General features: G+C 71.7%; 22 protein-coding genes and 1 tRNA gene. 7 read left to right on the forward strand and 16 right to left on the reverse strand.

From position 1 onward, the window contains the following. Nucleotides 1-71 precede the first annotated feature (71 nt). On the forward strand, nucleotides 72-764 hold the full coding sequence (locus OG570_RS19965) for a response regulator transcription factor (protein ID WP_326944077.1): 693 nt from the start codon (nucleotides 72-74) through the stop codon (nucleotides 762-764). Then, nucleotides 754-2,580, forward strand: a complete 1,827-nt coding sequence (locus OG570_RS19970) for a HAMP domain-containing sensor histidine kinase (protein WP_326958286.1) — start codon at nucleotides 754-756, stop codon at nucleotides 2,578-2,580. Before OG570_RS19965 ends, OG570_RS19970 begins: the two co-directional genes overlap by 11 nt. On the opposite strand, the gene OG570_RS19975 is transcribed toward OG570_RS19970, so the two are convergent. Both OG570_RS19975 and OG570_RS19980 read right to left on the reverse strand, forming a co-directional pair. Then, nucleotides 2,543-3,202: a trypsin-like serine peptidase gene (locus tag OG570_RS19975; RefSeq protein ID WP_326958288.1), complete on the reverse strand. Its 660-nt coding sequence runs from the start codon at nucleotides 3,200-3,202 to the stop codon at nucleotides 2,543-2,545. The genes OG570_RS19970 and OG570_RS19975 overlap by 38 nt on opposite strands. A 167-nt stretch (nucleotides 3,203-3,369) precedes the next feature. Then, complete coding sequence (locus tag OG570_RS19980; RefSeq protein ID WP_326958290.1) at nucleotides 3,370-3,618, reverse strand: hypothetical protein; 249 nt, start codon at nucleotides 3,616-3,618, stop codon at nucleotides 3,370-3,372. Nucleotides 3,619-3,701: 83 nt separating this feature from the next. Between OG570_RS19980 and OG570_RS19985 the strand changes: the two genes are divergently transcribed. After that, complete coding sequence (locus tag OG570_RS19985) at nucleotides 3,702-4,406, forward strand: helix-turn-helix domain-containing protein (protein ID WP_326958292.1); 705 nt, start codon at nucleotides 3,702-3,704, stop codon at nucleotides 4,404-4,406. Nucleotides 4,407-4,449: 43 nt separating this feature from the next. Here OG570_RS19985 and bcp read toward each other — a convergent pair whose 3' ends face one another. From bcp to OG570_RS20010, 5 genes are all read right to left on the reverse strand, one after another. Further along, a complete protein-coding gene (gene bcp, locus OG570_RS19990; protein WP_326958294.1) occupies nucleotides 4,450-4,923 on the reverse strand; it encodes a thioredoxin-dependent thiol peroxidase in 474 nt (157 codons plus the stop codon). A gap of 25 nt (nucleotides 4,924-4,948) precedes the next feature. After that, nucleotides 4,949-5,488, reverse strand: a complete 540-nt coding sequence (locus tag OG570_RS19995; RefSeq protein WP_326958296.1) for a hypothetical protein — start codon at nucleotides 5,486-5,488, stop codon at nucleotides 4,949-4,951. A gap of 191 nt (nucleotides 5,489-5,679) precedes the next feature. Continuing rightward, nucleotides 5,680-5,862, reverse strand: a complete 183-nt coding sequence (locus OG570_RS20000; protein ID WP_247056974.1) for a hypothetical protein — start codon at nucleotides 5,860-5,862, stop codon at nucleotides 5,680-5,682. A gap of 300 nt (nucleotides 5,863-6,162) precedes the next feature. Continuing rightward, the gene (locus tag OG570_RS20005) at nucleotides 6,163-7,077 is read right to left on the reverse strand and encodes a hypothetical protein (protein WP_326958298.1); all 915 of its coding nucleotides are present in this window, start codon (nucleotides 7,075-7,077) and stop codon (nucleotides 6,163-6,165) included. 49 nt (nucleotides 7,078-7,126) lie between these two features. Continuing rightward, nucleotides 7,127-8,008: an AraC family transcriptional regulator gene (locus tag OG570_RS20010; protein WP_326960092.1), complete on the reverse strand. Its 882-nt coding sequence runs from the start codon at nucleotides 8,006-8,008 to the stop codon at nucleotides 7,127-7,129. A gap of 120 nt (nucleotides 8,009-8,128) precedes the next feature. Here OG570_RS20010 and OG570_RS20015 point away from each other — a divergent pair, with 120 nt between their 5' ends. Then, on the forward strand, nucleotides 8,129-9,211 hold the full coding sequence (locus OG570_RS20015) for an aldo/keto reductase (protein ID WP_326958300.1): 1,083 nt from the start codon (nucleotides 8,129-8,131) through the stop codon (nucleotides 9,209-9,211). Here the strand turns inward: OG570_RS20015 and OG570_RS20020 are convergent. Further along, on the reverse strand, nucleotides 9,205-10,125 hold the full coding sequence (locus OG570_RS20020; RefSeq protein WP_326958302.1) for a helix-turn-helix domain-containing protein: 921 nt from the start codon (nucleotides 10,123-10,125) through the stop codon (nucleotides 9,205-9,207). The two genes, OG570_RS20015 and OG570_RS20020, sit on opposite strands and share 7 nt — an antisense overlap. Nucleotides 10,126-10,195: 70 nt before the next feature. Between OG570_RS20020 and OG570_RS20025 the strand changes: the two genes are divergently transcribed. After that, the gene (locus tag OG570_RS20025; protein ID WP_326958304.1) at nucleotides 10,196-11,146 is read left to right on the forward strand and encodes an NAD(P)H-binding protein; all 951 of its coding nucleotides are present in this window, start codon (nucleotides 10,196-10,198) and stop codon (nucleotides 11,144-11,146) included. 24 nt (nucleotides 11,147-11,170) lie between these two features. Here OG570_RS20025 and OG570_RS20030 read toward each other — a convergent pair whose 3' ends face one another. The 3 genes from OG570_RS20030 to OG570_RS20040 all read right to left on the reverse strand — a co-directional run bounded on the left by OG570_RS20030 (nucleotide 11,171) and on the right by OG570_RS20040 (nucleotide 11,817). Further along, nucleotides 11,171-11,404, reverse strand: a complete 234-nt coding sequence (locus OG570_RS20030; protein ID WP_326958306.1) for a hypothetical protein — start codon at nucleotides 11,402-11,404, stop codon at nucleotides 11,171-11,173. A gap of 30 nt (nucleotides 11,405-11,434) precedes the next feature. Further along, nucleotides 11,435-11,620, reverse strand: coding sequence for a hypothetical protein (locus OG570_RS20035; RefSeq protein ID WP_326958308.1), 186 nt, complete (start codon nucleotides 11,618-11,620; stop codon nucleotides 11,435-11,437). 123 nt (nucleotides 11,621-11,743) lie between these two features. Continuing rightward, nucleotides 11,744-11,817: transfer RNA gene (locus OG570_RS20040), tRNA-Leu, on the reverse strand. 121 nt (nucleotides 11,818-11,938) lie between these two features. On the opposite strand from OG570_RS20040, the gene OG570_RS20045 reads away from it, so the two are divergent. Next, complete coding sequence (locus OG570_RS20045) at nucleotides 11,939-12,160, forward strand: DUF3618 domain-containing protein (protein ID WP_247056962.1); 222 nt, start codon at nucleotides 11,939-11,941, stop codon at nucleotides 12,158-12,160. Between the two features lies 1 nt (nucleotide 12,161). Here OG570_RS20045 and OG570_RS20050 read toward each other — a convergent pair whose 3' ends face one another. Together OG570_RS20050 and OG570_RS20055 are read right to left on the reverse strand one after the other, a co-directional pair. After that, nucleotides 12,162-12,611 (reverse strand): hypothetical protein, encoded by a 450-nt coding sequence (locus tag OG570_RS20050; protein ID WP_326960094.1) that lies wholly within the window; start codon nucleotides 12,609-12,611, stop codon nucleotides 12,162-12,164. A 217-nt stretch (nucleotides 12,612-12,828) separates the two neighbouring features. Further along, nucleotides 12,829-13,386, reverse strand: coding sequence for a TetR/AcrR family transcriptional regulator (locus tag OG570_RS20055; RefSeq protein WP_247063615.1), 558 nt, complete (start codon nucleotides 13,384-13,386; stop codon nucleotides 12,829-12,831). Nucleotides 13,387-13,502: 116 nt separating this feature from the next. On the opposite strand from OG570_RS20055, the gene OG570_RS20060 reads away from it, so the two are divergent. Next, on the forward strand, nucleotides 13,503-14,960 hold the full coding sequence (locus OG570_RS20060) for a flavin-containing monooxygenase (RefSeq protein WP_326958310.1): 1,458 nt from the start codon (nucleotides 13,503-13,505) through the stop codon (nucleotides 14,958-14,960). A 64-nt stretch (nucleotides 14,961-15,024) separates the two neighbouring features. Here the strand turns inward: OG570_RS20060 and OG570_RS20065 are convergent, their stop codons facing one another. The 3 genes from OG570_RS20065 to OG570_RS20075 all read right to left on the reverse strand — a co-directional run bounded on the left by OG570_RS20065 (nucleotide 15,025) and on the right by OG570_RS20075 (nucleotide 19,840). Then, nucleotides 15,025-15,495 (reverse strand): helix-turn-helix transcriptional regulator, encoded by a 471-nt coding sequence (locus OG570_RS20065; RefSeq protein ID WP_326958311.1) that lies wholly within the window; start codon nucleotides 15,493-15,495, stop codon nucleotides 15,025-15,027. A gap of 202 nt (nucleotides 15,496-15,697) precedes the next feature. Beyond that, entirely contained in the window at nucleotides 15,698-17,347 is a 1,650-nt protein-coding gene (locus OG570_RS20070; RefSeq protein WP_442788285.1) for an LCP family protein, read from the reverse strand. 339 nt (nucleotides 17,348-17,686) lie between these two features. Next, complete coding sequence (locus OG570_RS20075; RefSeq protein ID WP_326958313.1) at nucleotides 17,687-19,840, reverse strand: phospholipase; 2,154 nt, start codon at nucleotides 19,838-19,840, stop codon at nucleotides 17,687-17,689. Between the last annotated feature and the right edge of the window lie 130 nt (nucleotides 19,841-19,970).

Genomic DNA, 19,970 nt, shown 5'->3' on the forward strand with positions numbered 1-19,970 from the left:
CCTCACAGCGGAATGTCAGGGACCCATGAGGAAATCGTGGTCTTCCGGTAGCCGCGCTTATGCTCGGGACCATGTGCGCCCACATCGTGCTGGCCGAGGACGACGCCAAGCAGGCCGAGCTCGTCCGGCGCTACCTCGAGCGGGAGCGGCACACCGTGGTCGTCGTCGGGGACGGCACCGCCGCGCTGGACCTGGTCCGTCGGCACCCGCCGGACCTGCTGGTGCTCGACGTGATGCTGCCCGGGATGGACGGCCTCGAGATCTGCCGCACGCTGCGCGCCGAGACCGACCTGCCGGTGCTGATGCTCACCGCACGCTCCACAGAGGACGATCTGCTCGCCGGCCTCGACCTCGGGGCCGACGACTACGTCACCAAGCCGTTCAGCCCGCGCGAGCTGATGGCGCGGATCCGGACGCTGCTGCGCCGCGCCGCCCCCGCGCGTCCCGGCGGGACGACCCGCGTGGGCGCGCTGACCGTCGATCCGCTGCGCCACGAGGTGACCGTCGACGGTCACGCGATCGAGTGCACTCCCGGCGAGTTCCGCCTGCTGGAGCTGATGGCCGCCCAGCCGGACCGGGTGTTCACGCGCGGCCAGCTGCTGGAGCACCTGCACGGCTTCGACCGCTACATCACGCAACGCGCGATCGACGTGCACGTGATGAACCTGCGCAAGAAGATCGAGGCCGACCCGCGGCGCCCGGCGCGGCTCGTCACGGTCTACGGCGTCGGCTACAAGCTGACCGCGGGTGCCGATGCGCCGTAGCCTCCTCCTGCGGTTGTTCGTGCTCTCGGCGCTGGTCGCGGTGGCCTCGATCGCCGCGACCGCGTGGCTCGCCGCGCGCACGACGTCCGGCGCGATCCAGCAGGAGCAGGGCCAGGCGCTCGCCGACGACGGCAACATCTACCGCGGCCTGCTGAAGTACGCCGCGACCCACCCGAACTGGCGTGACGTCGCCGCCGAGGTGCGCGGCACCGCGTCGATCACCGGCCGCCGCATCGCGCTGACGCTCACCGACGGCACGCCCGTCTTCGACTCGGCCACCGACGGCCGGCCGCTGCCGCTGCGGCCCTCGATCGTCGTCGACCCGCTGCAGGTCGACTCCGGGCTGGGGCAGGAAACGACCGCCGACCGGATCGACCCGGACGCCGTCGGGCCGTACGCGCTGTCCGCCGCCGACCGCACCCGCCTCGGCGCGCTCGCCCAGCGCGTCCTGCGGTGCGTTCAGACGCGCTCCGGCGCCGGCACCGTCGTGACGTCGCCGGGTGGGCACCCGCGGATCGACGGCGCCGACCCGTTCGTGCTGTCGTCGTGCAACGGCAGCACGCTCAGCCTGCCGGCGAAGTCCGAGCAGGCCGCGCTGGACCAGCTGTCGACGCTGGTGAGCGCGTGCCTGAACCGCGGGCCCGAGCCCAAGCCGCTCGCCCAGGTGCAGGTGCTGCTCGACTTCACCTGGGTGCAGAAGGGCGTGGTGCGCAGCGCCGAGTCGAACCAGGCCGTGCAGTCGTGCCTGAGCGCCGCGCGGCGGGAGCAGCTGACGCCGTTCGTCGCGCCCGCCGCGTCGCTCTACCTCACCGCGCCGGGCGGCGAAGCGCCCACGGGGTTCACGCTGTCGCCGGAGAACAAAGTCCGGCTTTTCGAGGTGGCCGGCGGAATCCTGCTGCTGACGCTGGCCGTCACCGTGCTCGGCGGGATCCGGCTGATCCGGCCGCTGCGCGCGCTCACCGGTGCGGCGAAGCGGATGGAAGGCGGCGAGAGCGGCGCCCAGGTCAAGGTGCGCGGGCGTGACGAGATCGCGCGGCTCGGGACCGCGTTCAACGCCATGTCCGCCAGCCGCGAACGGCTCGAACAGACGCGCAAGGCGATGGTCAGCGACATCGCGCACGAGCTGCGGACGCCGCTGAGCAACATCCGCGGCTGGCTGGAGGCGACGCAGGACGGCATCAGCCGGCTCGACGACGAACTGGTCGATTCGCTGCTCGAAGAAGCCGTCCACCTGCAGCACATCGTCGACGACCTGCAGGATCTGGCGCTCGCCGACGCGGGCGCGCTGCGGCTGCACCCGGAGCCGGTGGACGCGGCGCACCTGCTGGCCCAGGTCGCGGCGGCGCAGCGCCCGGCGGGCATCGCGCTCTCGGTCGAGACGCCCGCCGCCCTCGAAGTGACCGCCGATCCGGTGCGGCTGCGCCAAGCCGTCGGCAACCTGGTGTCGAACGCCGTCCGGCACACACCTGCGGGCGGTGCGGTGGTGCTGCGCGGCCGGCGAGACGGCGACGACGTCGTCATCGAAGTCGCCGACACCGGCACCGGGATCGCCGCCGACGACCTGCCGCACGTGTTCGACCGGTTCTGGCGCGCCGACAAAGCGCGGACCCGGGGGACCGGCGCCAGCGGTCTTTCGGGGGCTCCGGGTGGCGGAGCCCCCGGCCCGGAGCGAAGCTCCGGTTTTCACAGCGGCCTCGGCCTGGCCATCGTCCGGAAACTGGCGGAGGCGCACGGCGGCACGGTCACCGCGGCCTCCGTTCCCGGCCAGGGTGCGACGTTCACGCTGCGGCTGCCCGCTGGTACAGCGGCTGGGTGACGGCTGTCGTGAACTGCGGCCCGAACAGGTAGCGCGTGCAGTCCGGCGTCTGGTCGAGGCAGAGCGAGCCGTCGGCGTGCAGGTACCAGGCCTCGGTGTCGACGCCGACGACCACGCCGTAGCCGGTCGTCCCGGAGAACGCCGTCAGCCGCGGCCCGCCACTGGCGCCGCCGCCCATGTCGCACGGCACGCCCCACTGGCCGCGCGGCATCGGGACGTCGGCGTTGCCCGGGTTCTCCTTCGGCGCGCCCCAGCAGTGCGCGACGCGCTGCCCGGTGAACTCCGGACGTCCTTGGTGGCCGGGCGTTTTCGCGGCACGCGGGTAGCCGAACTCCTGCGCCGGCAGGGTGCCGGGCAGCCCGACGCCGAGTGGCTGGGCGGCCTGGGTGACGTCGGCGGCGCGGCGGCCGTGGCCGTCCGGGTTCAGCACCAGGAACGCCTGGTCGTGGCCGGACTGCTGGTCGTCGGTCACCCAGGTCGTGTCGGCGAAAGCCGCGCGGGCGACGAACTCGCCGTACGGGCGGGTGTTGTCGCGGAACCCCGGCACGAAAAGGAGTTTGTCCGTCCACTGTGGATCGTTGCCGATCAGGTCCATGGTGTGGACGCAGTGCCCGCCGGTCACGACGGTGCTGCGATTGGCCGCGGCGACGAGCGTCGCGGTGCAAGACGGCCGCGGCGAGCACGGGGATCTTCGCTGCCATGTGGGTGTCCTCCCTTTCGTAACCCGGGCAGCGTCCCGAAAGGGTGTGTGGAACCGATGAGCGAGCGGTCAGCCGCCGATCAGGCGGCTCACCGGTGCGGCCTCACGAAAGGGCTGGGCGGCATGCCGATGGCGCGCCGGTAGCGCGCGTCGCATTCCGTGCAGCGGTGCGGCGCGCCGCGGTCACATCGCCGCGCCAGTGCCTCGAACGCGGCGACGCCGCGGGCTCCGCAGAGCATGACCAGCGTTTGCCCGGGTTCGGGTATGCCCGGCAGCTGCGTCCGGTGCCAGTACCCGCCGAGCACCGGATGTATCGCCACCGGATCGATGTGGATCATGGCGCTGGGCAGTTCTTGGTTTCCTCCCACTTCTGTAGTCTCGGCAGCACAGCGGGTGAGATGAACCGAGGCGGTGTCTGCTGGTGTCTGCAACCGAGGGTGAGTACGAATCGGGCGCGCGATTACGCGCCGCTCGCGAGTACGTGAAGCTGAGCCTCGCCGAGATGGCGACGGCTGCGAACTTTTCCAAGTCCTACCTCGGGCAGGTGGAGACCGGGGTCCGGCCGGTTACCCTCGATGTGGTGACCGCGTACGAGAAGGTGCTGGGGAATGGCATGAAGCGCAAGGACATCACCCACCCGAAGCTCAGGAAGATCGAGGACGGCGAGCACCTGGCCGCCGTCAAGGCCGCGGTCGAAGCCGGTGATCCCGGCATCTTCGCCGAAGGGCCGACGTCGAGCACGATCGACGCGGCGGTCGCTCCCGTCGTCAGCGCGGCGGGCGTCGAGAACTTCCGCCGGTGGGCGGTCACCGGGAAGACGTCGACGTTGCGGGCCAACGCCGTGTCCATCATCGGGTTCCTGCCGGGCCGCGAAAACGCCGATCTCGTCGCTCGGGTGCTCGACACCGACGATCGGGTCCGTGAGCTGTGCCTCGCGTCCGAGGTGTCGCGGCTCATGCAGTGGGACTGGGCGACGTCGAAGGCCGTCGCGGCCGATCCGGTCACCGCGCCGGATCCGCGGAAGCTGGCCGCGAAGCTCGCCAAGGAAGCCGTTTGCGAGGACTCCGAGGCGCGCTGGTGTGCCGGTTGGCTGCTTCAGCGGCTCGCGCCGGCGTTGGCCGGCTGACGGCGTGAGCTGCCCGGCCCGTGACCGGGCAGCTCCGCGGTGATCAGGCGGCCAGGCCGAGGTCCCGGATCAGCTTCGCGACGTGACCGGTCGCGCGGACGTTGTAGAAGGCCTGTGCGATCTTGCCTTCCGGGTCGACGACGAACGTCGAGCGGATGACGCCCAGGTACGTCTTGCCGTAGTTCTTCTTCTCGCCGTACGCGCCCCATGCCTCGATCACGGTCTTGTCCGGGTCGCCCAGCAGCGGGAACGTCAGCTCTTCCGTCGCGACGAACTTCGCGAGCTTCGCCTGTGTGTCCGGTGAGATGCCGATGACCTGGTAGCCGGCGTTGTTCAGCTCGGCGAGGTTGTCGCGGAAGTCGCAGGCCTGCTTGGTGCAGCCCGGCGTGCTCGCGGCCGGGTAGAAGTACACGACGACGGACTTGCCGCGGAACTCGCGCAGCGACACTTCCTTGCCCTCGCTGTCGGGCAGTGCGAAGTCCGGGGCGTCGTCACCGGGGGAAAGGCGCTCGGTCATGCCGCCGAGCGTAACGGGCGCCGGCTCAGGCGGGTCCGCAGTAGGTGACCACGGCTTCTTCGGTTGTGCTCGGCCTGACCCGCAGCCGGAGCTGCGTCGGGTCCTGCGGCACCGCGAAGGCCAGGGTGACGTGCACCGAGCGGCCCGGCAGCACGTCCTTGCCCGCGTCGGCGATGCCGGTGAAGCCCTGCGTCGTGTCGACGACCTGCTTGACCGCCGCGCCGGACGCGGTGGCCGTGACCGCGAGGCCCGAAAGCTTGTACGTCGTGGTGCCGTTGTTGGTCAGCAGGACGTCGAAGGCCGCGCCGCGCGGGCTCTGCGGGTACGCCGACGGGCTGGGCTGGAACGACTGGGGCGAGCCGACCGAGATGGTGACGCCGCTGGCGAACCGGTGGTCGGCGCCGAACTTCAGGTCGTTGCCCGCCTGGGCCGCCGCGGCACCCGCGGGTGCGGGGGAGCCGGCGCCGAGCGCGGCGGTGCCTTCCTGCGCCGGGACCCCGCACGCCACCGCCAGGCACAACAGCCCTGAGGTGAAAATGATCTTGCACGTGCGCGCGAGCGCCATCGCGGGTACTCCAGTCGGCGGGTCGGGGGTGCCGTCGGCATCGGGGTGTGCCGGGCGAACCCGCTCCACTCTGGTCGTGATCGCGCGGGGTTACGAGGCGCCACGGGGGGTTGTCGCGCACCTGGTGCCGCCCCGTGGCCAATCCGTGACCGGAACGGCACGGGTGGTGACAATCACCATCCACGTGCCACTTAAACCGCGAGGGCGAACAACAGGATGAAGATCGCCACTCCGGCGACCCAGGCGGCCATCAGCCAGCCGAAATCGCGGACCGGGTCGACCGCGCGGCTCTCCTCGCCGGGCACGTAGACGCCGCGTCCTTCGAACCAGTCCGCCCAGCGGGCGAACCAGCCCAGGGGGTTGCGCGACGCCATGGCTCACCTCCGGGTACCGGCTTCCCCGTCACCCTACGGGTTCGGCGCCGGAGACCGGAAGGCGCGTGATGATCAGGAGTTTCGTCCCGAACCAGACACAGCCGCGCGCTCGTTCGAGCGGGTTCGACGGCTTCGATCGGCCGTCGCGGTGGCGGCGGGCGGAGGCCATGCCACCTCGAGTGGTCCGGTCGCCCGCCGGTCGCCGCCCGGCCGGCTCCGTTCGGTGACACCGGCACGTCGCGGTCCGTGGTCGTCTCACTGGCTGCGATGTGATACGCCACGGCCGAGTGAACGTCGGCGTCACCCGTGTAGAGCTTTCCGCGACGGTCGGAGGACGCCGTTGCGCTGCAGGATCGACACGGCACGCACGGTGGCGTAGCCGCGCCATTCGAGAGCTGCGGCGGGCGAGAAGCTCGCGAAGTCGACGCGCCAGCCGCCGTCGTCCTGCTGCTCCCCGGCGAGCCGCCGCAGCTCGGCGTCGATCACGTCCTGCTTGAACAACGCGCGCGCCGGGCGGTCCGGCAACGGCGCGAAGTCCAGGGCGCGCAGGGTTTCGCTCTCGGAGCCGCCGGCCACCGCGGCCAGGCCGTCGGCCGGGACGAACGCGCCGAGGTGGTCCAGCAGCTCGCTGGCGTCGGGGTGAATGTCGTGGGCCGCGTCGGCGAACTGCACCGCGAAGGACAGCACGATCGCGTGCGGGGCTTCGGAGAGTTCCTTGATGGCGCGGAAGCAGTACTGCGTCGCGCCGGCCAGCCACGGGTGGTCGCGCACGGTGCGGTCGTGCCGCGCGACGCGCAGCGCGACGGCGGCCGCGAACGCCGTGCTTTGCAGAGTGGCCTCGTCGGGATCGGCCTGGACCCAGAACGGCGCGCAGCCCGCCGGGTCGGCCACCGGCAGCGCGAAGGGCAGGCCACCGTCGGGGCGGGACGCGCCGGCCAGCCAGTCGCAGAGCTTCGCCGCGTGCGGCGCGGTGCCGGGGGCGATGTCTTCGAACACCTCGAACGCGTGCAAGGCGCCGCCGGGCTGGCTTTCCGGGGCGCGCAGGTCCGGCTCGAGGCCCCAGCCGTAGCCGCCGTCGGTATTGCGATAGCCGTCGACGGCGGCGAGCACGGCGGCGGCGTCGGTCTCGCCGAGAAGCAGTTCGAAGCGGCGGCGGTCGAGGAGACGGGCGTGCGTGGCCAGGAAGGACGCCGCCGCGGAGAGGTTCGCAGTCACCGGTTCAGGGTCGCACCGGCGCGGCCGGCGGTCTTGAACGGATCGGCGGTCAGGGCAGCTGCGCCGCCGGCGCCGCGGCCTCGCGCAGGCGCGCCGCGTCCTGACCGGGCGGCGCGCCGAACAACCGCCGGTACTCGCGGTTGAACTGCGACGGGCTGTCGTACCCCACGAGGTGCCCCACCCCCGCGATGTCGCCCGCGCCGGCGACCAGCAGGGATCGCGCTTCCTGCAAGCGGATGCGCTTCTGGAACTGCAGCGGGCTCATCGCCGTCACCGCGCGGAAGTGGCGGTGGAACGCCGACGGGCTCATGCCGGTCAGCCGCGCCAGCTCGTCGACGCGCATCGGCTCGGCGTAGTTGCCGCGGATCCAGCGGATCGCCCGGCTGACGTGCGACAGGCTGCTGTCGGCCAGGCCGATCTGGCGCAGCAGGCCGCCGTGCGGGCCGGTGAGCAGCCGCCACAGGATCTCGCGCTCGATCAGCGGCGCGAGCACCGGCGCGTCCGCGGGGTGGTCGAGCAGGCGCAGCAGCCGGGCGGTGGCGTCCAGCAGGTCGACGCCGGCGTCGCCGATCGCGATCGGCGACGTGTCGCGCGAGCGCGTCGGCGGTGTCTCCAGCAGGAGCGGCGCGATGGCCGCGGGCCGCAGGGCCAGGCCCATGCCCAACGCCGGCGTCCGCGGCGACGCGCCCACGAAGTGGCCGGTCACCGGCAGGTCCGTGGTGACCAGGAGGTACTGCCCGGCCGTGTACTCGTGCACCTGCTCGCCGAGCAGCAACTGCTTGCCGCCCTGCGCCATGACGACCAGCAGCGGCTCCGTCAGCGAATGGTGCGGCTCCGCGGAGTCCACTTTGGACAACAGCAGGCCCGGTACGCGGGTGCGCAGGTCCGCGTGGGCGTGCGCCGCGATGAGGTCGCGGATTTCGGCGAGCAGCATGCCTCAAGGGAACCAAGGTCGGCAGGATCGTGCAAGAGGCCGCGTGGATCGATCTACCGCTGAGCTGGCACTTCGCGTTTCCTGGTGACAGGCAATCCGACACGCAAGGAGCGTTTCATGTCACTCGGCCACTACGTCACCCTCAGCCGGTCCGGACTGCGCGTCAGCCCGTTCGCGCTCGGCGCGATGACCTTCGGCGAGGACCCGGGCGGCGCCGGCTGCAGCGTCGAAGAGTCCGAGAAGATCCTGGCGTCCTACTTGGACCTGGGCGGGAACTTCGTCGACACGGCCAACTTCTACACCAACGGCCACTCGGAGAAGATCCTCGGCGACTTCTTCGCCGCGCGGCCCGGCCGCCGCCAGCACGTCGTGCTGGCGTCCAAGTTCTTCGGCAACATGTTCCCCGGCGACCCGAACGGCGGCGGCGCGGGCCGCGCGTCGATCATCGCCCAGCTCGACCAGACCCTCCGCCGCCTGCGGACCGACTACCTGGACCTGTACTGGCTGCACAACTGGGACCGCAACACCCCGATCGAGGAGACCCTGCGGACCCTCGACGACCTGGTCCGCGCGGGCAAGATCCGCTACGTCGGCTTCTCCAACACCCCGGCGTGGGTCACCGCGCAGGCCCAGACGACCGCGCAGCTGCGGGGCTGGACGCCGCTGATCGCGCTGCAGGTCGAGTACTCGCTGCTGGCCCGCACCGTCGAGGGCGAGCTCGCCCCGTTCGCGCTCGACCAGGGGATCGCGCTGACGCCGTGGAGCCCGCTGAAGAACGGCTTCCTGTCCGGCAAGTACCGCCGCGGCGCCGGCACCCCCGACTCGGCCCGCACGGCGTACGTCGGCGGCCCGAGCGAAGCGGAGTTCGACGTCGTCGATGTCGTCGCGGCGATCGCGGGTGAGCTGGGCACGACGTCCGCCGCGGTGGCCCTGGCCTGGCTGCGCGCCCGCCCGGGCACAGTCGTCCCGATCGTCGGCGCCCGCCGCCTGGAGCACCTGAGCGGCAACCTCGCGGCGCTGGAGATCGCCCTTTCGGCGGACCAGCTCGCCCGGCTGGACGACGTCTCGGCGCCGACGCTGGACTACCCGGCCCCGATGCGCGGCGCCCAGCGCGCGATGCTGCAGTTCGCGGGCACGACGGTCGACGGGGAGCCGTCGGCGGTCTACCCGCCGCTGCTGCAGAGCGACGTCCGCTACTGACCGCGGAACGTCCGGCGGTAGGCGTCCGGGGCCACGCCGACCGTGCGGTGGAAGTGCCGGCGCAACGTCGTGGCCGTGCCCATGCCGACCGCCTCCGCGATGGCGTCGACGCTGCTCTTCGACGTCTCCAGCAGCTCCTGCGCGCGGCGGATGCGCTGGGTCAGCAGCCACTGCAGCGGCGTCGTGCCGGTGACCGTCCGGAAGTGGCGGGTCAGGGTGCGGGCGCTCATGCCGGCCCGCCGCGCGAGGTCGTCCACCGACAGCGGCCGGTCCAGGCGTCCGGCCGCCCAGGGGAACAGCTCGGTGAGCGGGTGGTCGTCCCGGGCGGGCACCGGGGCGGGGACGAACTGGGCCTGGCCGCCGTCGCGGTGCGGCGGCACGACCAGGCGGCGGGCGATCGTGTTGGCGACGGCCGAGCCGTGGTCGGTGCGGACCAGGTGCAGGCACAGGTCCATCGCCGCGGCCTTGCCCGCCGACGTCAGGACGCTCCCGTTGTCGACGTAGAGCACGTCCGGGTCGACGGTCACCGCCGGGTAGCGCGCGGCCAGCACGCCGGTGTGGGCCCAGTGGGTCGTCGCGCGCAGCCCGTCGAGCAGGCCGGCGGCGGCCAGCACGAACGCGCCGGTGCAGAGGGACGCCACCCGCGCGCCCCGCGCGTGGGCCTCGCGCACGGCGTCGAGCAGGTCGGCCGGCGGGTCGACGTCGACGTCCGCCCAACCGGGGACGAGGACCGTGTCGGCGCGCGCCAGCCGGTCGAACCCGTGCTCCGGCTCCAGCCGGAACCGGCCGACCAGCACGGGCGCCGAGCCGCAGACGGCGAAGTCGTACCGCGGGTTCTCGCCGAAGACCTCCGACGCGATGGCCAGCTCGAACGACAGCATCCCGTCGGTCGCGGCCAGCGCCACAGTCTTCATGTCCGGAATTGTACGCATGATGGCGTTCCGGACACTGTCAGCGCGGCGCCGCGCTCGTCAGGATGGCGGTATGACATCGGTACTGGTTTACGGCGCCTACGGGCACACCGGCCGTTTCGTGGTGGCCGAGCTGCGCGAACGCGGCTTCGAGCCGATCCTCTCCGGCCGCGACGCGGCGCGCCTGCCCGGCGGCCGGCCGGCGTCGGTCGACGACCCGGCGTCGCTCGACCGAGCACTGGCGGGCGTGGCCGCGGTGATCAACACCGCGGGTCCCTTCGCGGAGACCGCCACCCCGGTCATCGAGGCGGCGCAGCGGGCGGGCGTGCCCTATGTGGACGTCGCGGCCGAGCTGGAGGCCAACCTCGACACCTTCGCGCGCTTCGCGAACGCGGACACCGTGGTCGTCCCGGCGATGGCGTTCTACGGCGGTCTCGGCGACCTGCTGGCCACGGCGGCCATGGGCGACTGGGCGAGCGCGGACGAGATCCACGTCGCGTACGGCCTGAGCGGCTGGCACCCGACGGCGGGAACGCTCGCCGCGGGCCGCGTCTCCCACACGCGGCGGGGCGGCAAGCGCATCCGGTTCGCGGACGGTCGCCTGGAGTACCACGACGACGCGCTGCCGAAGCTGTCGTGGCCGTTCCCCGAGCCACTGGGCGCGCAGCCGGTGCTCGGCGAGTTCACGATGGCCGACGTCGTGACGATCCCCAGCCACCTGAAGGTCCCGTCGGTGACGACGTACATGACGTCGGTGGCGGCCGAGGGCCTGTCGGCGGCGCAGGAGCGGGCGGGGGCCCCGGAGACGTTCGTGGTCGACGTCGTGGTGCGGTCCGACGGCGAGGTGCGCCGGATGGCGGCGCGGGGTCAGGACATCTACGCGGTCACCGCACCGCTCGCGGTGGAGGCGGTGGAGCGGATCCTGACGGGCCGCACCAAGACGAAGGGCGTCGCCTCGGCGGGCGAGCTGTTCGACGCCCCGGACTTCCTGCGGGCGCTGGCACCGCACGTCACGCTCGGCTGAGCTTCAGGGGAGCCGGGGGCGAGGTCAGCGGGCGGTGTCGAGGTCGAGAATCGCGCTCGCCACCTCCGAGTGAAGCAGCGTCGACCAGATGACCTCGCCGGGCGCCGGTTCCATCTCCGCGAGCGGAGACGGCTCAGGCTGCCAGTCGTCCGGCGTGACGCCGGGAACACAGTCGAGGAGCAGGGCGAAGATCGCCGGGTCGGGAATGCCTTCGGCGATGATCGCCAGGTAGGCCTCGTGGTCCTCGTCGAGACGCACCAGAGCTTTGACGCGATGGCACACGCTGAGCTATGTCGGCAGGCCACCGAGGTTGTCGATCTCGGCGGCACTGAATCCGGTCATCAGGGAGATGGCGGCGGCGTCGGAGTTGAGCCGGCCGAGCGCGGCTTTGATGCCCGCGTTGATCTCGTCGCGGTGAGCATCGACGTACTCCCGCACGGCGGCGTCCACCTTGATCGGAGCCGTCGTGGCCATGGCCGAACTCCTCTCCAGGCGATACGAAGCGAGGACGCGGCCGAAGATCGGCGGAAGGCGTCGATGTGAACTCGAGAGCCGATCGGTTCGTCACGCTCGGCTGAGCGAGCGGGGGGATTCGAGTGGGCCCGGAGAGACTCGAACTCTCACTGGCACGGACCTAAACCGTGTGCCTCTGCCAATTGGGCTACGGGCCCTGCGCATCCGGAAGCGTAGCGTGCTGCGGCCTTCGCCACGCCGGGCCGTGGCCGGTGCGGGGTTCCGGGGGCGGGCCAGCTAACGTTGGCCACCAGCAGTCCCTTGCGGCGAGGAGGACCCGTGGCCCGCGATCCCGAGACGATCGAGCGTGAGATCGAGCAGGCTCGAACCGCCCTGGCGGCGACGCTCGACCAGCTGACCGTCAAGGCCGACCCGAAGAAGCTCGCGGACGCGGCCAAGAACGGCGTGCGCGCCAAGCTGGACAACCCCAAGGTCAAGTACCCGCTGATCGGTGCGGGTGTCCTGGTGCTCGCCCTGCTGGTGCGCAAGCTCCTCAAGTAGCTCAGGCGCGGGCCGGCTTGGCCGGGGTCTTCGTTTCGACCTCGGGGGCCGGCTCGGCCACCGGCTTGGGCTCCTCGACTTCCTTGGGGAGCTGCTTGCCCGTCGGCAGCACCGGCTTCTTCTCGGCCGGCTTCTCGACCTTCTCGACAACCTTCTCGGCGGTCTGCTGCTTCGGCACGCTGCCGGGCGGCGGGACCTCGAGCGGCGGGAGCTTCGGGAGCGTCAGCCGGGCGGTCATGTAGGCGCTGGTGAAGTCCAGCGCACTGCCGTTGATCAGGTGCACCACCGTGGTCCGGCCGCCGCCGGCCAGCTGTTCGACCAGCTGGTCCGCGCGGTCCCGCGCGGCGATGATGCCCGGTGCCCGGGCGGTCAGCTCCTTGCCCTGGCCGCTGACCGTGATCGCCCAGTCCGCGTCCTGTTGGACGTACGTCGCCGTGATCGCTTCCACCATCTGCCTCACGCCCCTCTCCCTCTCCAGCATGCCCTCACGCGTACGTGACCCGGTTGCCACGCCCTTATGACGTGGTTCCCGCCACCCTGTTCACGACCGCGCGAAGCCCAGCACACTTTTGTACCGTGTCATCGATACCGTAGAGCAACTCTGTGTCACAAGACACGGAGCGCAAAGTGCGCTGAGTAACGACCGAATGGCCTAATGCACGAGCAGATTACCGTGCACGACCCCGAAGTCCAGCCCAGAGGACGTCCATCGCGTACCCGGTGGCCATTTCGGGGGTCACTTCTTCGTGGCGTTCGCACCAGATAGCGAGCCGCTCGCAGGCTCCGACGACGAATTCCGCGGCCGCTTCGGCTTGCAGGTCGTCGTCTCCGGTGAAATAACCGCTCATCAGTGCGGCGATGAGGTCGGTCTGCTGCCGGCGGGTCTCTTCGACCTCGTCGGCGGCCGGCGTGCCGATCAGCGCCATCTCGTGCCGGAGCAGTGACCAAGCCTGCCGCCGCTCCCGGATGAACACGAAGAACGCCAGCAGGCCGCGCCGCAGGGCGTCCTCGGCGCTGGTCGCGCCCACCATCGCCTGCTCGGTGACCTCCCGCAGGACCGCGCGCGACTCCTGGATGCAGGCCAGGAGCAGGCCTTCCTTCGAGTTGAAGTACTCGTAGAGCATCGGCTTCGAGACGCCGACCAGCTCGGCGATCTCGTCCATGGACGCCGCCGCGTAGCCGCGCGCCGAAAAGACCTGCTCGGCGACGTCGATCATCTGCCGCATCCGCTCGGCCCGGGGCATGCGCTTGCGCTTGGCGGTGGTCACGGGCAACACTCTACCGGTAGTAACCTACTCTGAGTAAGCTGGACGACGGGTAACAGGAAACCGGGAGGCAGGTCATGGGCAACCGCACGGAGACCGGGGTCGTCATCGTCGGAACCGGGTTCTCCGGTCTCGGCATGGCGATCCAGCTGCGCAAGGAGGGGCGCGACGACTTCGTCATCCTCGAGAAGGCGCACGACGTCGGCGGCACGTGGCGCGACAACAGCTACCCGGGGTGCGCCTGCGACATCCCGTCGCACATGTACTCGTTCTCCTTCGAGCAGAACCCCGGCTGGTCGCGGGCGTATTCGCCGCAGCCGGAGATCTGGCGCTACATGCGCGAGGTGGCCGACAAGCACGACCTGCGCCGGTTCATCCGCTTCGGCCAGGAGATGACCGGGGCCCGCTGGGACGGCGAGGAGAACCGCTGGCACGTCGCCACGAGGGGCGGCGACGAGTTCGCGGGTCAGGCGCTGGTCGCGGGCGTCGGGGCGCTGCACCTGCCGCAGATCCCGGAGCTGCCGGGCATCGAGAAGTTCGCGGGCCCGGCGTTCCACTCCGCGCGGTGGCGCCACGACGTCGACCTCGCCGGCAAGCGGGTCGCGGTGATCGGCACCGGCGCCAGCGCCGTCCAGTTCGTGCCGCGGATCGCGCCGGAGGTCGGGCAGCTGACGCTGTTCCAGCGCACGCCGCCGTGGATCATGCCGAAGGCCGACCACGAGATGTCCGGCCGCGCGCGGACGCTGTTCAAGGCGTTCCCGCTCGCCCAGCGCGCTTACCGCAACTTCCTCTACTGGACGCTCGAAGCGCGCGCGATCGGCTTCAACGGCCAGACGTGGATGATGAAGATCGGCCAGCGCCTGGCCAAGCGCAACATCGACCGGGCCATCCAGGACCCGGCGCTGCGCCGCAAGGTCACGCCGGACTACACCATGGGCTGCAAGCGCGTGCTCATCTCGAACGACTACTACCCGGCGCTCGCGCGGGACAACGTCGACGTCGTGACCGACGGCGTCCGGGAGGTCCGTGAGCACAGCGTCGTCGACGCGGCCGGGGTCGAGCACGAGGTCGACGCGATCGTCTACGGCACCGGCTTCCACGTCTCCGACGCCTTCGACGACCTGGAGATCGTCGGCCGCGACGGGCGCAACCTCGGCAAGGAGTGGGCGACCGAGGGGATGCGGACGCACCTCGGGATCACCGTCGCCGGCTTCCCGAACCTGTTCTTCCTGCTCGGCCCGAACACCGGCCTCGGCCACAACTCGGTGGTGTTCATGATCGAGGCGCAGATCTCCTACGTCGCCGAGGCGCTGCGGCTCGCGGGCGGCCGGGCGATCGAGCCGAAGGCCGAGGTGCAGGAGCGGTTCAACACGCGGATCCAGCGCAAGCTCGCGAAGGGCATCTGGACCCGCGGCGGCTGCAAGAGCTGGTACCTGGACGCGAAAGGCGTCAACCGGACGATCTGGCCCGGGTTCACCTGGCGCTACTGGCTCGACACGCGAAAGGTGCGGCGCGAGGACTACCTGGTGGGCTGACAGCCGCGGTCGTGAGTGCGTAACAGTGTTCTAACACTGTTACGCACTCACGACCGGGCGGGGATCAGCGGGAGACGTAGCGGCGGAGGCTGGCGATCAGGTCCACAGTGGGCAGTTCGCAGAGCTCCGCCATCCGCTCCAGGGCGGGCAGGTCGAGGGCGACCTCGCCGGGGCCGTGGTCGCCGGCCGTGCGGAGGCGGTCTTCGGCCCAGCGGCGCAAGGGGAGCAGTTCGGGCGGCGCGTCGGCGACGACCTTGCGCAGGTCGACGCGGACCCGGCCGGGCTCGTCGACGAACACCCGCCGGTGCACCTTGGCCAGCAGGTCCTGGGGCAGCTCGTCCATCGCGACGCACAGCTCGACCAGCCGCACCACGGAACACTGTCTGGTGCCCAGTTCGTAGGTGGCCAGCGTCTGCAGCGAGATCTCGCTCTGCAGGTGCTGGTTCAGCTCCTTGCGCGTCCAGCCTCGGCTGCGCCTGAGCTTGCGGAGCTCGTCTCCGAGTATCCGCTGGTAGTCCTCGGCGTCGATCAGCACATCAATGTCCCCTGCCGTGTTCCTCCCGCGGCACCTTCACGGAGGTGGCAGTTTCCGTGCAGGTGCACCCTCACGTGTATGTAAGTGCGCAGGTGCCCGCGCATTACGCGGATTCCGGCATGTCTTTGATACCGATTGTGAGAGTTAGGCCTAACGGGTTAACGGCAGATGACCACGACGGGCAATTTGCAGGTTCCGTGACTCAGTTGACGCAGGGAACGCCCTCGGCGGTGATGGGCTTCTCCTCGTCGGCCGGCGGCGGCGCGGGCGCCTGGGACGTCGCGCCCCCCGCACTGGAGCCGGCGTTCGAGTCGGTGCTCGGGGCCTTGTAGTCGGAGCCGAGGAACACCGTCACGTGCCCGGCCTGGACGCTCTTGTCCTCCTGGACCGTCGGCGAGCCGCCGAGGGTGTCCGCGACGGCCTGGCCGGTGTCCTTGCCACCCTTCGGCACCCAGATCACCGTGGTCTTGCGCGCGGCCGAGTTCGCCGTGTCGCCCGCGGTGAAGCCCTTGGCCTCGAGGGCCTTGGCGACGGTCGCGGCCAGGCCGGTCTTGCCGGAGGCGTTGCGGACGTCGACCTTGGTCGCCTTGTTCGCGCTGTCGACCTGCGGCGCGGGTGTCGTCGCCCCCGGCTGCGGCCCGGCGAGGCCCTGGACGAAGTTCTTCACCTCGGCCGGGTCGACCTGGATGGCCGAGCCGTCTTCGGGGGTCTTGTAGTCGATGTTCTTCACCGGGATGGTGCGGAACTCGAGCTGGCCACCGGTCAGGCCCTTCATCTGCTGGGCGAACCCGAATATGTCCCAGTTCTGGTTCAGCACGACCGACTTCTTGATCGCGTCGATCAGGTCGCTGAGCTTGCCCGGGTTCGTCAGCGTGCCGGCCGAGAGCACCTTGCGGGCCATGCCGGCCATGAACACCTGCTGCCGGACGACCCGGTCGAGGTCGCCGTTGGGCAGGCCGTGGCGCTGGCGGACGAACTCGAGCGCCTCGACGCCGGAGATCGTGTGCTGGCCCTTGGTGAAGTTCGCGCCGGAGTACTCGTCCTTGACGGTGTTGTTCAGGCAGACGTCGACGCCGCCGATGGCCGTGGTGATCTCGCTGAAGCCGAGCAGGTTGACCGCGGCGTAGTTGTCGATGGTCGACCCGGTGAGCTTCTCGACGGTCTGGATCAGCTCCTTCGCCCCGGCCTGGTTGGCCTGGACGTCGAGCTGCTTGGGGTCGGTGAGGCCCTGCTTCTGCAGGTCCTTGCGGGCCGACAGCATCGCGCGGGCGTACGCGGAGTTGATCTTGTGCTTGCCGTAGCCGCCGGGGATGTCGACGTAGGTGTCACGCGGCAGCGAGATCGCCACGGCCTTGCTGCCGTCGTTCGGGATGTGCACGAAGATCAGCGAGTCGGTGTTCAGCTCGCCGTCGGAGTCGCCGGCCCGCAGCTGGTCGAGCACCTCGCGCGAGAGCGGGTTGCCCTGGGCGTCGGTGCGGCTGTCCAGGCCGACGAGCAGGATGTCGCGGGCACCGTCGGCCGGCTTGTCGCCACCGGCGTCGTTGCTGATCACGTTCGCGTAGTTGAGGCCGTTGACCAGGCCCTGCATGGCGGCCCACGCGTACCCGGTCAGGCCCATCACCAGCAGCGAGACGACGGTCAGCGCGATCTTCGCGCCCCGGAAGGAGTTGCGGCGGGCCCGCGGCGCCGGCCGCTTCGGCGGTGGCGCGCGGCGGGCGTCCACCGGTTCACGGCGAGGTGCGGGACGGCGAGGAGGCGGCGTGCCACGGCGAGCGTCGGCTCGTCCTGGCTCGTCCTGCCAGGGCCGGGCGGGGCGGCGGTCGCCTTGCCCGTTCCGAGGCGGGTGATCCACGCGGGCGCCTCCTCACTGCTCAGATCTGTAGGGCTACAGGATGGGACGCATGGTGCCTTCCCCTGGTTGCCGTAGCGTTACACATCCCCCTGTGGATGTGGCGTGCACCACCCATTTTCCCGCAGGCCTGCCGGTTTCGCCTGGTCAGGCCACTGCCTTCGCCGGACGCCGGAGTGGCCGCCGCGAAGAGCTGGGCGAACCGGTCTGCGCGGGGTGCCCCAGAAGGGTGCCGGTGTCCCACGGACGAGTGAACGCGAGGCCGAGCTTTCGCCAGGAAAGATGCGTCGCGGGGGCCCTCGGACGCATCTTTCCCAGGGAAAGCTCGGCCTTCGGACGGGTTCAGGGAGCCGCGTTGGCGGCCCGGCGGGCCGGGAGCAGCGTTCCGGCCGCGGCCAGCAGGGCGAACACCGCCGTGGCCGCGTGGAGCGTCACGCCCAGCAGGCCCGGGGTGCCGCCGTCGGCCGCGAAGAGCAGGGAGGGCGCGCAGGCCAGCGCCGTGGCCAGCCAGGTGCCCGTCGCCGCGCTCGCGCCGATCCGGATCGTGTGCAGCAGGAACACCCCGAGCAGCAGGTGCACCAGGCTCTGGATCGGGTCGAGCCGCAGGCCGAGGATGTCCGCGTCCGCCGCGACGCCGCCGAAGCGCGTCAGGGCGAAGCCGAACACCCCGAGCGTCGCGTAGCCGATGCCCAGCGCCGCCGCGGCCCTGGTCAGCACGGCCGTCCGGCGGCCGGGGAGCTCCGCCGCGCGCGGGTGGCCGGCGCCGTGCGTGTGCCGCTCGAACCACCAGAACACCAGCGCGCCCGGCACCGCGAGCAACCCGACCGCGACCAGGGTGCGCGGCCGGACCAGCCATGTCAGCCCGTCGGCGATCCGGCCCGGCAGGTAGACGAGCGCCACCAGCAGCAGCATCCCGGCGAGGAACGCCAGGTACAGGCTCATCGGCGCGCGCACGACGAGCCGGCTCATCGCCGTGACGCGGGCCCGGGAACCGAGCCGCGACAGCGGGCCGGCCAGCAGCCCGAGCAGGCTCAGCTGGGTCACGCCGAGCAGCAGCACGCCCCACGGCGGCGCCGAGAACGCGGCCGGCGCGCCCGGGCTGCCGAGCAGCAGCGGCGGCCCGCCCCGGACGACACTCACCACGGCGAGGGCCGCGACACCGGCGAAGGCCGCGAAGCCGAGAAGACGTCGTGACGGCCGTACGCCGTCGGCGTGCGCGAAGGCGAGTTGCTGGGCGAGGAGCGCGAGAGCGAACGTCGCCGCGTAGCGGGGCTGCGGCGAGCCGGTCCAGTTCGCCGCCAGTTCGCCGCCGACGACCAACGCGAGCAGGCCGGCCACCGCCGCCACCGGGGCGCGGCGGTGCAGCGCCAGCAGCGGCGGCGCGCAGACGATCGTCAGCAGGTAGACGCCGAGCAGCCACAGCGGGTGCAGCGCGATCCGCATCACCGTCGCCGTGGTGCCCGCCGGGATGCCGAGCAGCTCCAGCGCGAGCGGCGTCAGCAGCGCGACGACGGCGAAGATCAGCGCCGGGCGCAGCAGCGGGCTGGCGCGTTCGGCCAGGTAGTGGCGGTAGCCGCCGCCCGTCTCCTGCTCGGCGCGCCAGCCGGCCGCGTTGGCGTGCCCGCCGGCGAAGAAGATCAACGGCGCGAGCTGGGCGAGCCAGGTCAGCGGCCACAACGCCGGTTCGGGCGCCCCGGCCCAGTCCGCGAGCGCCGTCACGGACTCGCCGAGCAGCAGCAGGACGACTCCGCCGGCGCCGAGCAGCGCCCAGCGGCTCACCGTCGCGGGTGCGGTCGCGGGCCGCGGCGTGGGCGTCACGCGGCGGGCGTAGTGCCAGCCGCGCAGCCGGAACACCAGCAGGCAGGCGATCACGAGCACGCCGGCGACCATCGGGCCGATCGGGTCGCCGACCGGCGGGCCCCAGCGCTGGTGCCACGAGTTGACGACCAGCCCGGCCGAGTAGAACGACGCGACGACCCGGCAGGTGCCCGCCGAGTCCATCGGGTTGAGGTCGCAGGCGTGGTGCATGTCGTAGGACAGCCGGCTGTCGAGCGCTTCGCGGACCTCCGGGCCGAGCGGGTGGCCCTTGCGGTCGGCGTAGCGCAGCAGGTCGTACCCGAGGTCGTGCGCCTTGCACGGCACCGCGTAGTCCCACTTGGTGTTGTCGTCGCCCCACGGCGTCGAGCAGCCGCCGTCGACGTGCACCGCGCGGACGGTGCCGTCGCGGGCCGGCATCGAACCCGGCGTGACGCCGCTGAGCGCGGTGAAGTCCTTGGGCAGCAACGTGAGTGCGTCCGGGTGCGGGCCGGGGTGGACCAGGGCCTCGATCGCGTTCTGCGCGGCGAGGACGTCGCCGGTGGGCGGCCCCTGGTCGGGCGGCGACGGCGGGCGCGAGGCGATCAGCCCGAACGCGAACACCACCAGCAGCACCAGCAGCAGCCAGCCGGACGTCGACCAGGGTCGGCGGACACGCGGCGGCTCGGTCGGGGCTGGCATGGGACAAGGGTGCCAGCCCCGCCGCCGGGCCGACACGGGGCTAACCCCCGGGTGCGCGGTGGGGTTGCCCCATCGGCTGCCCGTTCTCGCCTCCCGCGGCCGGGCCGCGGTGCGCAGACTCGGGGCGGGG

The organism is Amycolatopsis sp. NBC_01286, from assembly GCF_035982555.1.
Classification (GTDB): domain Bacteria; phylum Actinomycetota; class Actinomycetes; order Mycobacteriales; family Pseudonocardiaceae; genus Amycolatopsis.

Coding starts and splice junctions, on each gene's coding strand:
- OG570_RS19970 (WP_326958286.1), top strand. CDS start 754: ATGCGCCGTAGCCTCCTCCTGCGGTTGTTCGTGCTCTCGGCGCTGGTC.
- OG570_RS20075 (WP_326958313.1), bottom strand. CDS start 19,840: ATGCCAGCCCCGACCGAGCCGCCGCGTGTCCGCCGACCCTGGTCGACG.
- OG570_RS19965 (WP_326944077.1), top strand. CDS start 72: ATGTGCGCCCACATCGTGCTGGCCGAGGACGACGCCAAGCAGGCCGAG.
- OG570_RS20020 (WP_326958302.1), bottom strand. CDS start 10,125: ATGAAGACTGTGGCGCTGGCCGCGACCGACGGGATGCTGTCGTTCGAG.
- OG570_RS20035 (WP_326958308.1), bottom strand. CDS start 11,620: ATGGCCACGACGGCTCCGATCAAGGTGGACGCCGCCGTGCGGGAGTAC.
- OG570_RS20050 (WP_326960094.1), bottom strand. CDS start 12,611: ATGGTGGAAGCGATCACGGCGACGTACGTCCAACAGGACGCGGACTGG.
- OG570_RS20015 (WP_326958300.1), top strand. CDS start 8,129: ATGTCACTCGGCCACTACGTCACCCTCAGCCGGTCCGGACTGCGCGTC.
- OG570_RS19980 (WP_326958290.1), bottom strand. CDS start 3,618: ATGATCCACATCGATCCGGTGGCGATACATCCGGTGCTCGGCGGGTAC.
- OG570_RS19995 (WP_326958296.1), bottom strand. CDS start 5,488: ATGGCGCTCGCGCGCACGTGCAAGATCATTTTCACCTCAGGGCTGTTG.
- OG570_RS20000 (WP_247056974.1), bottom strand. CDS start 5,862: ATGGCGTCGCGCAACCCCCTGGGCTGGTTCGCCCGCTGGGCGGACTGG.
- OG570_RS20055 (WP_247063615.1), bottom strand. CDS start 13,386: ATGCGGCAGATGATCGACGTCGCCGAGCAGGTCTTTTCGGCGCGCGGC.
- OG570_RS20060 (WP_326958310.1), top strand. CDS start 13,503: ATGGGCAACCGCACGGAGACCGGGGTCGTCATCGTCGGAACCGGGTTC.
- bcp (WP_326958294.1), bottom strand. CDS start 4,923: ATGACCGAGCGCCTTTCCCCCGGTGACGACGCCCCGGACTTCGCACTG.
- OG570_RS20025 (WP_326958304.1), top strand. CDS start 10,196: ATGACATCGGTACTGGTTTACGGCGCCTACGGGCACACCGGCCGTTTC.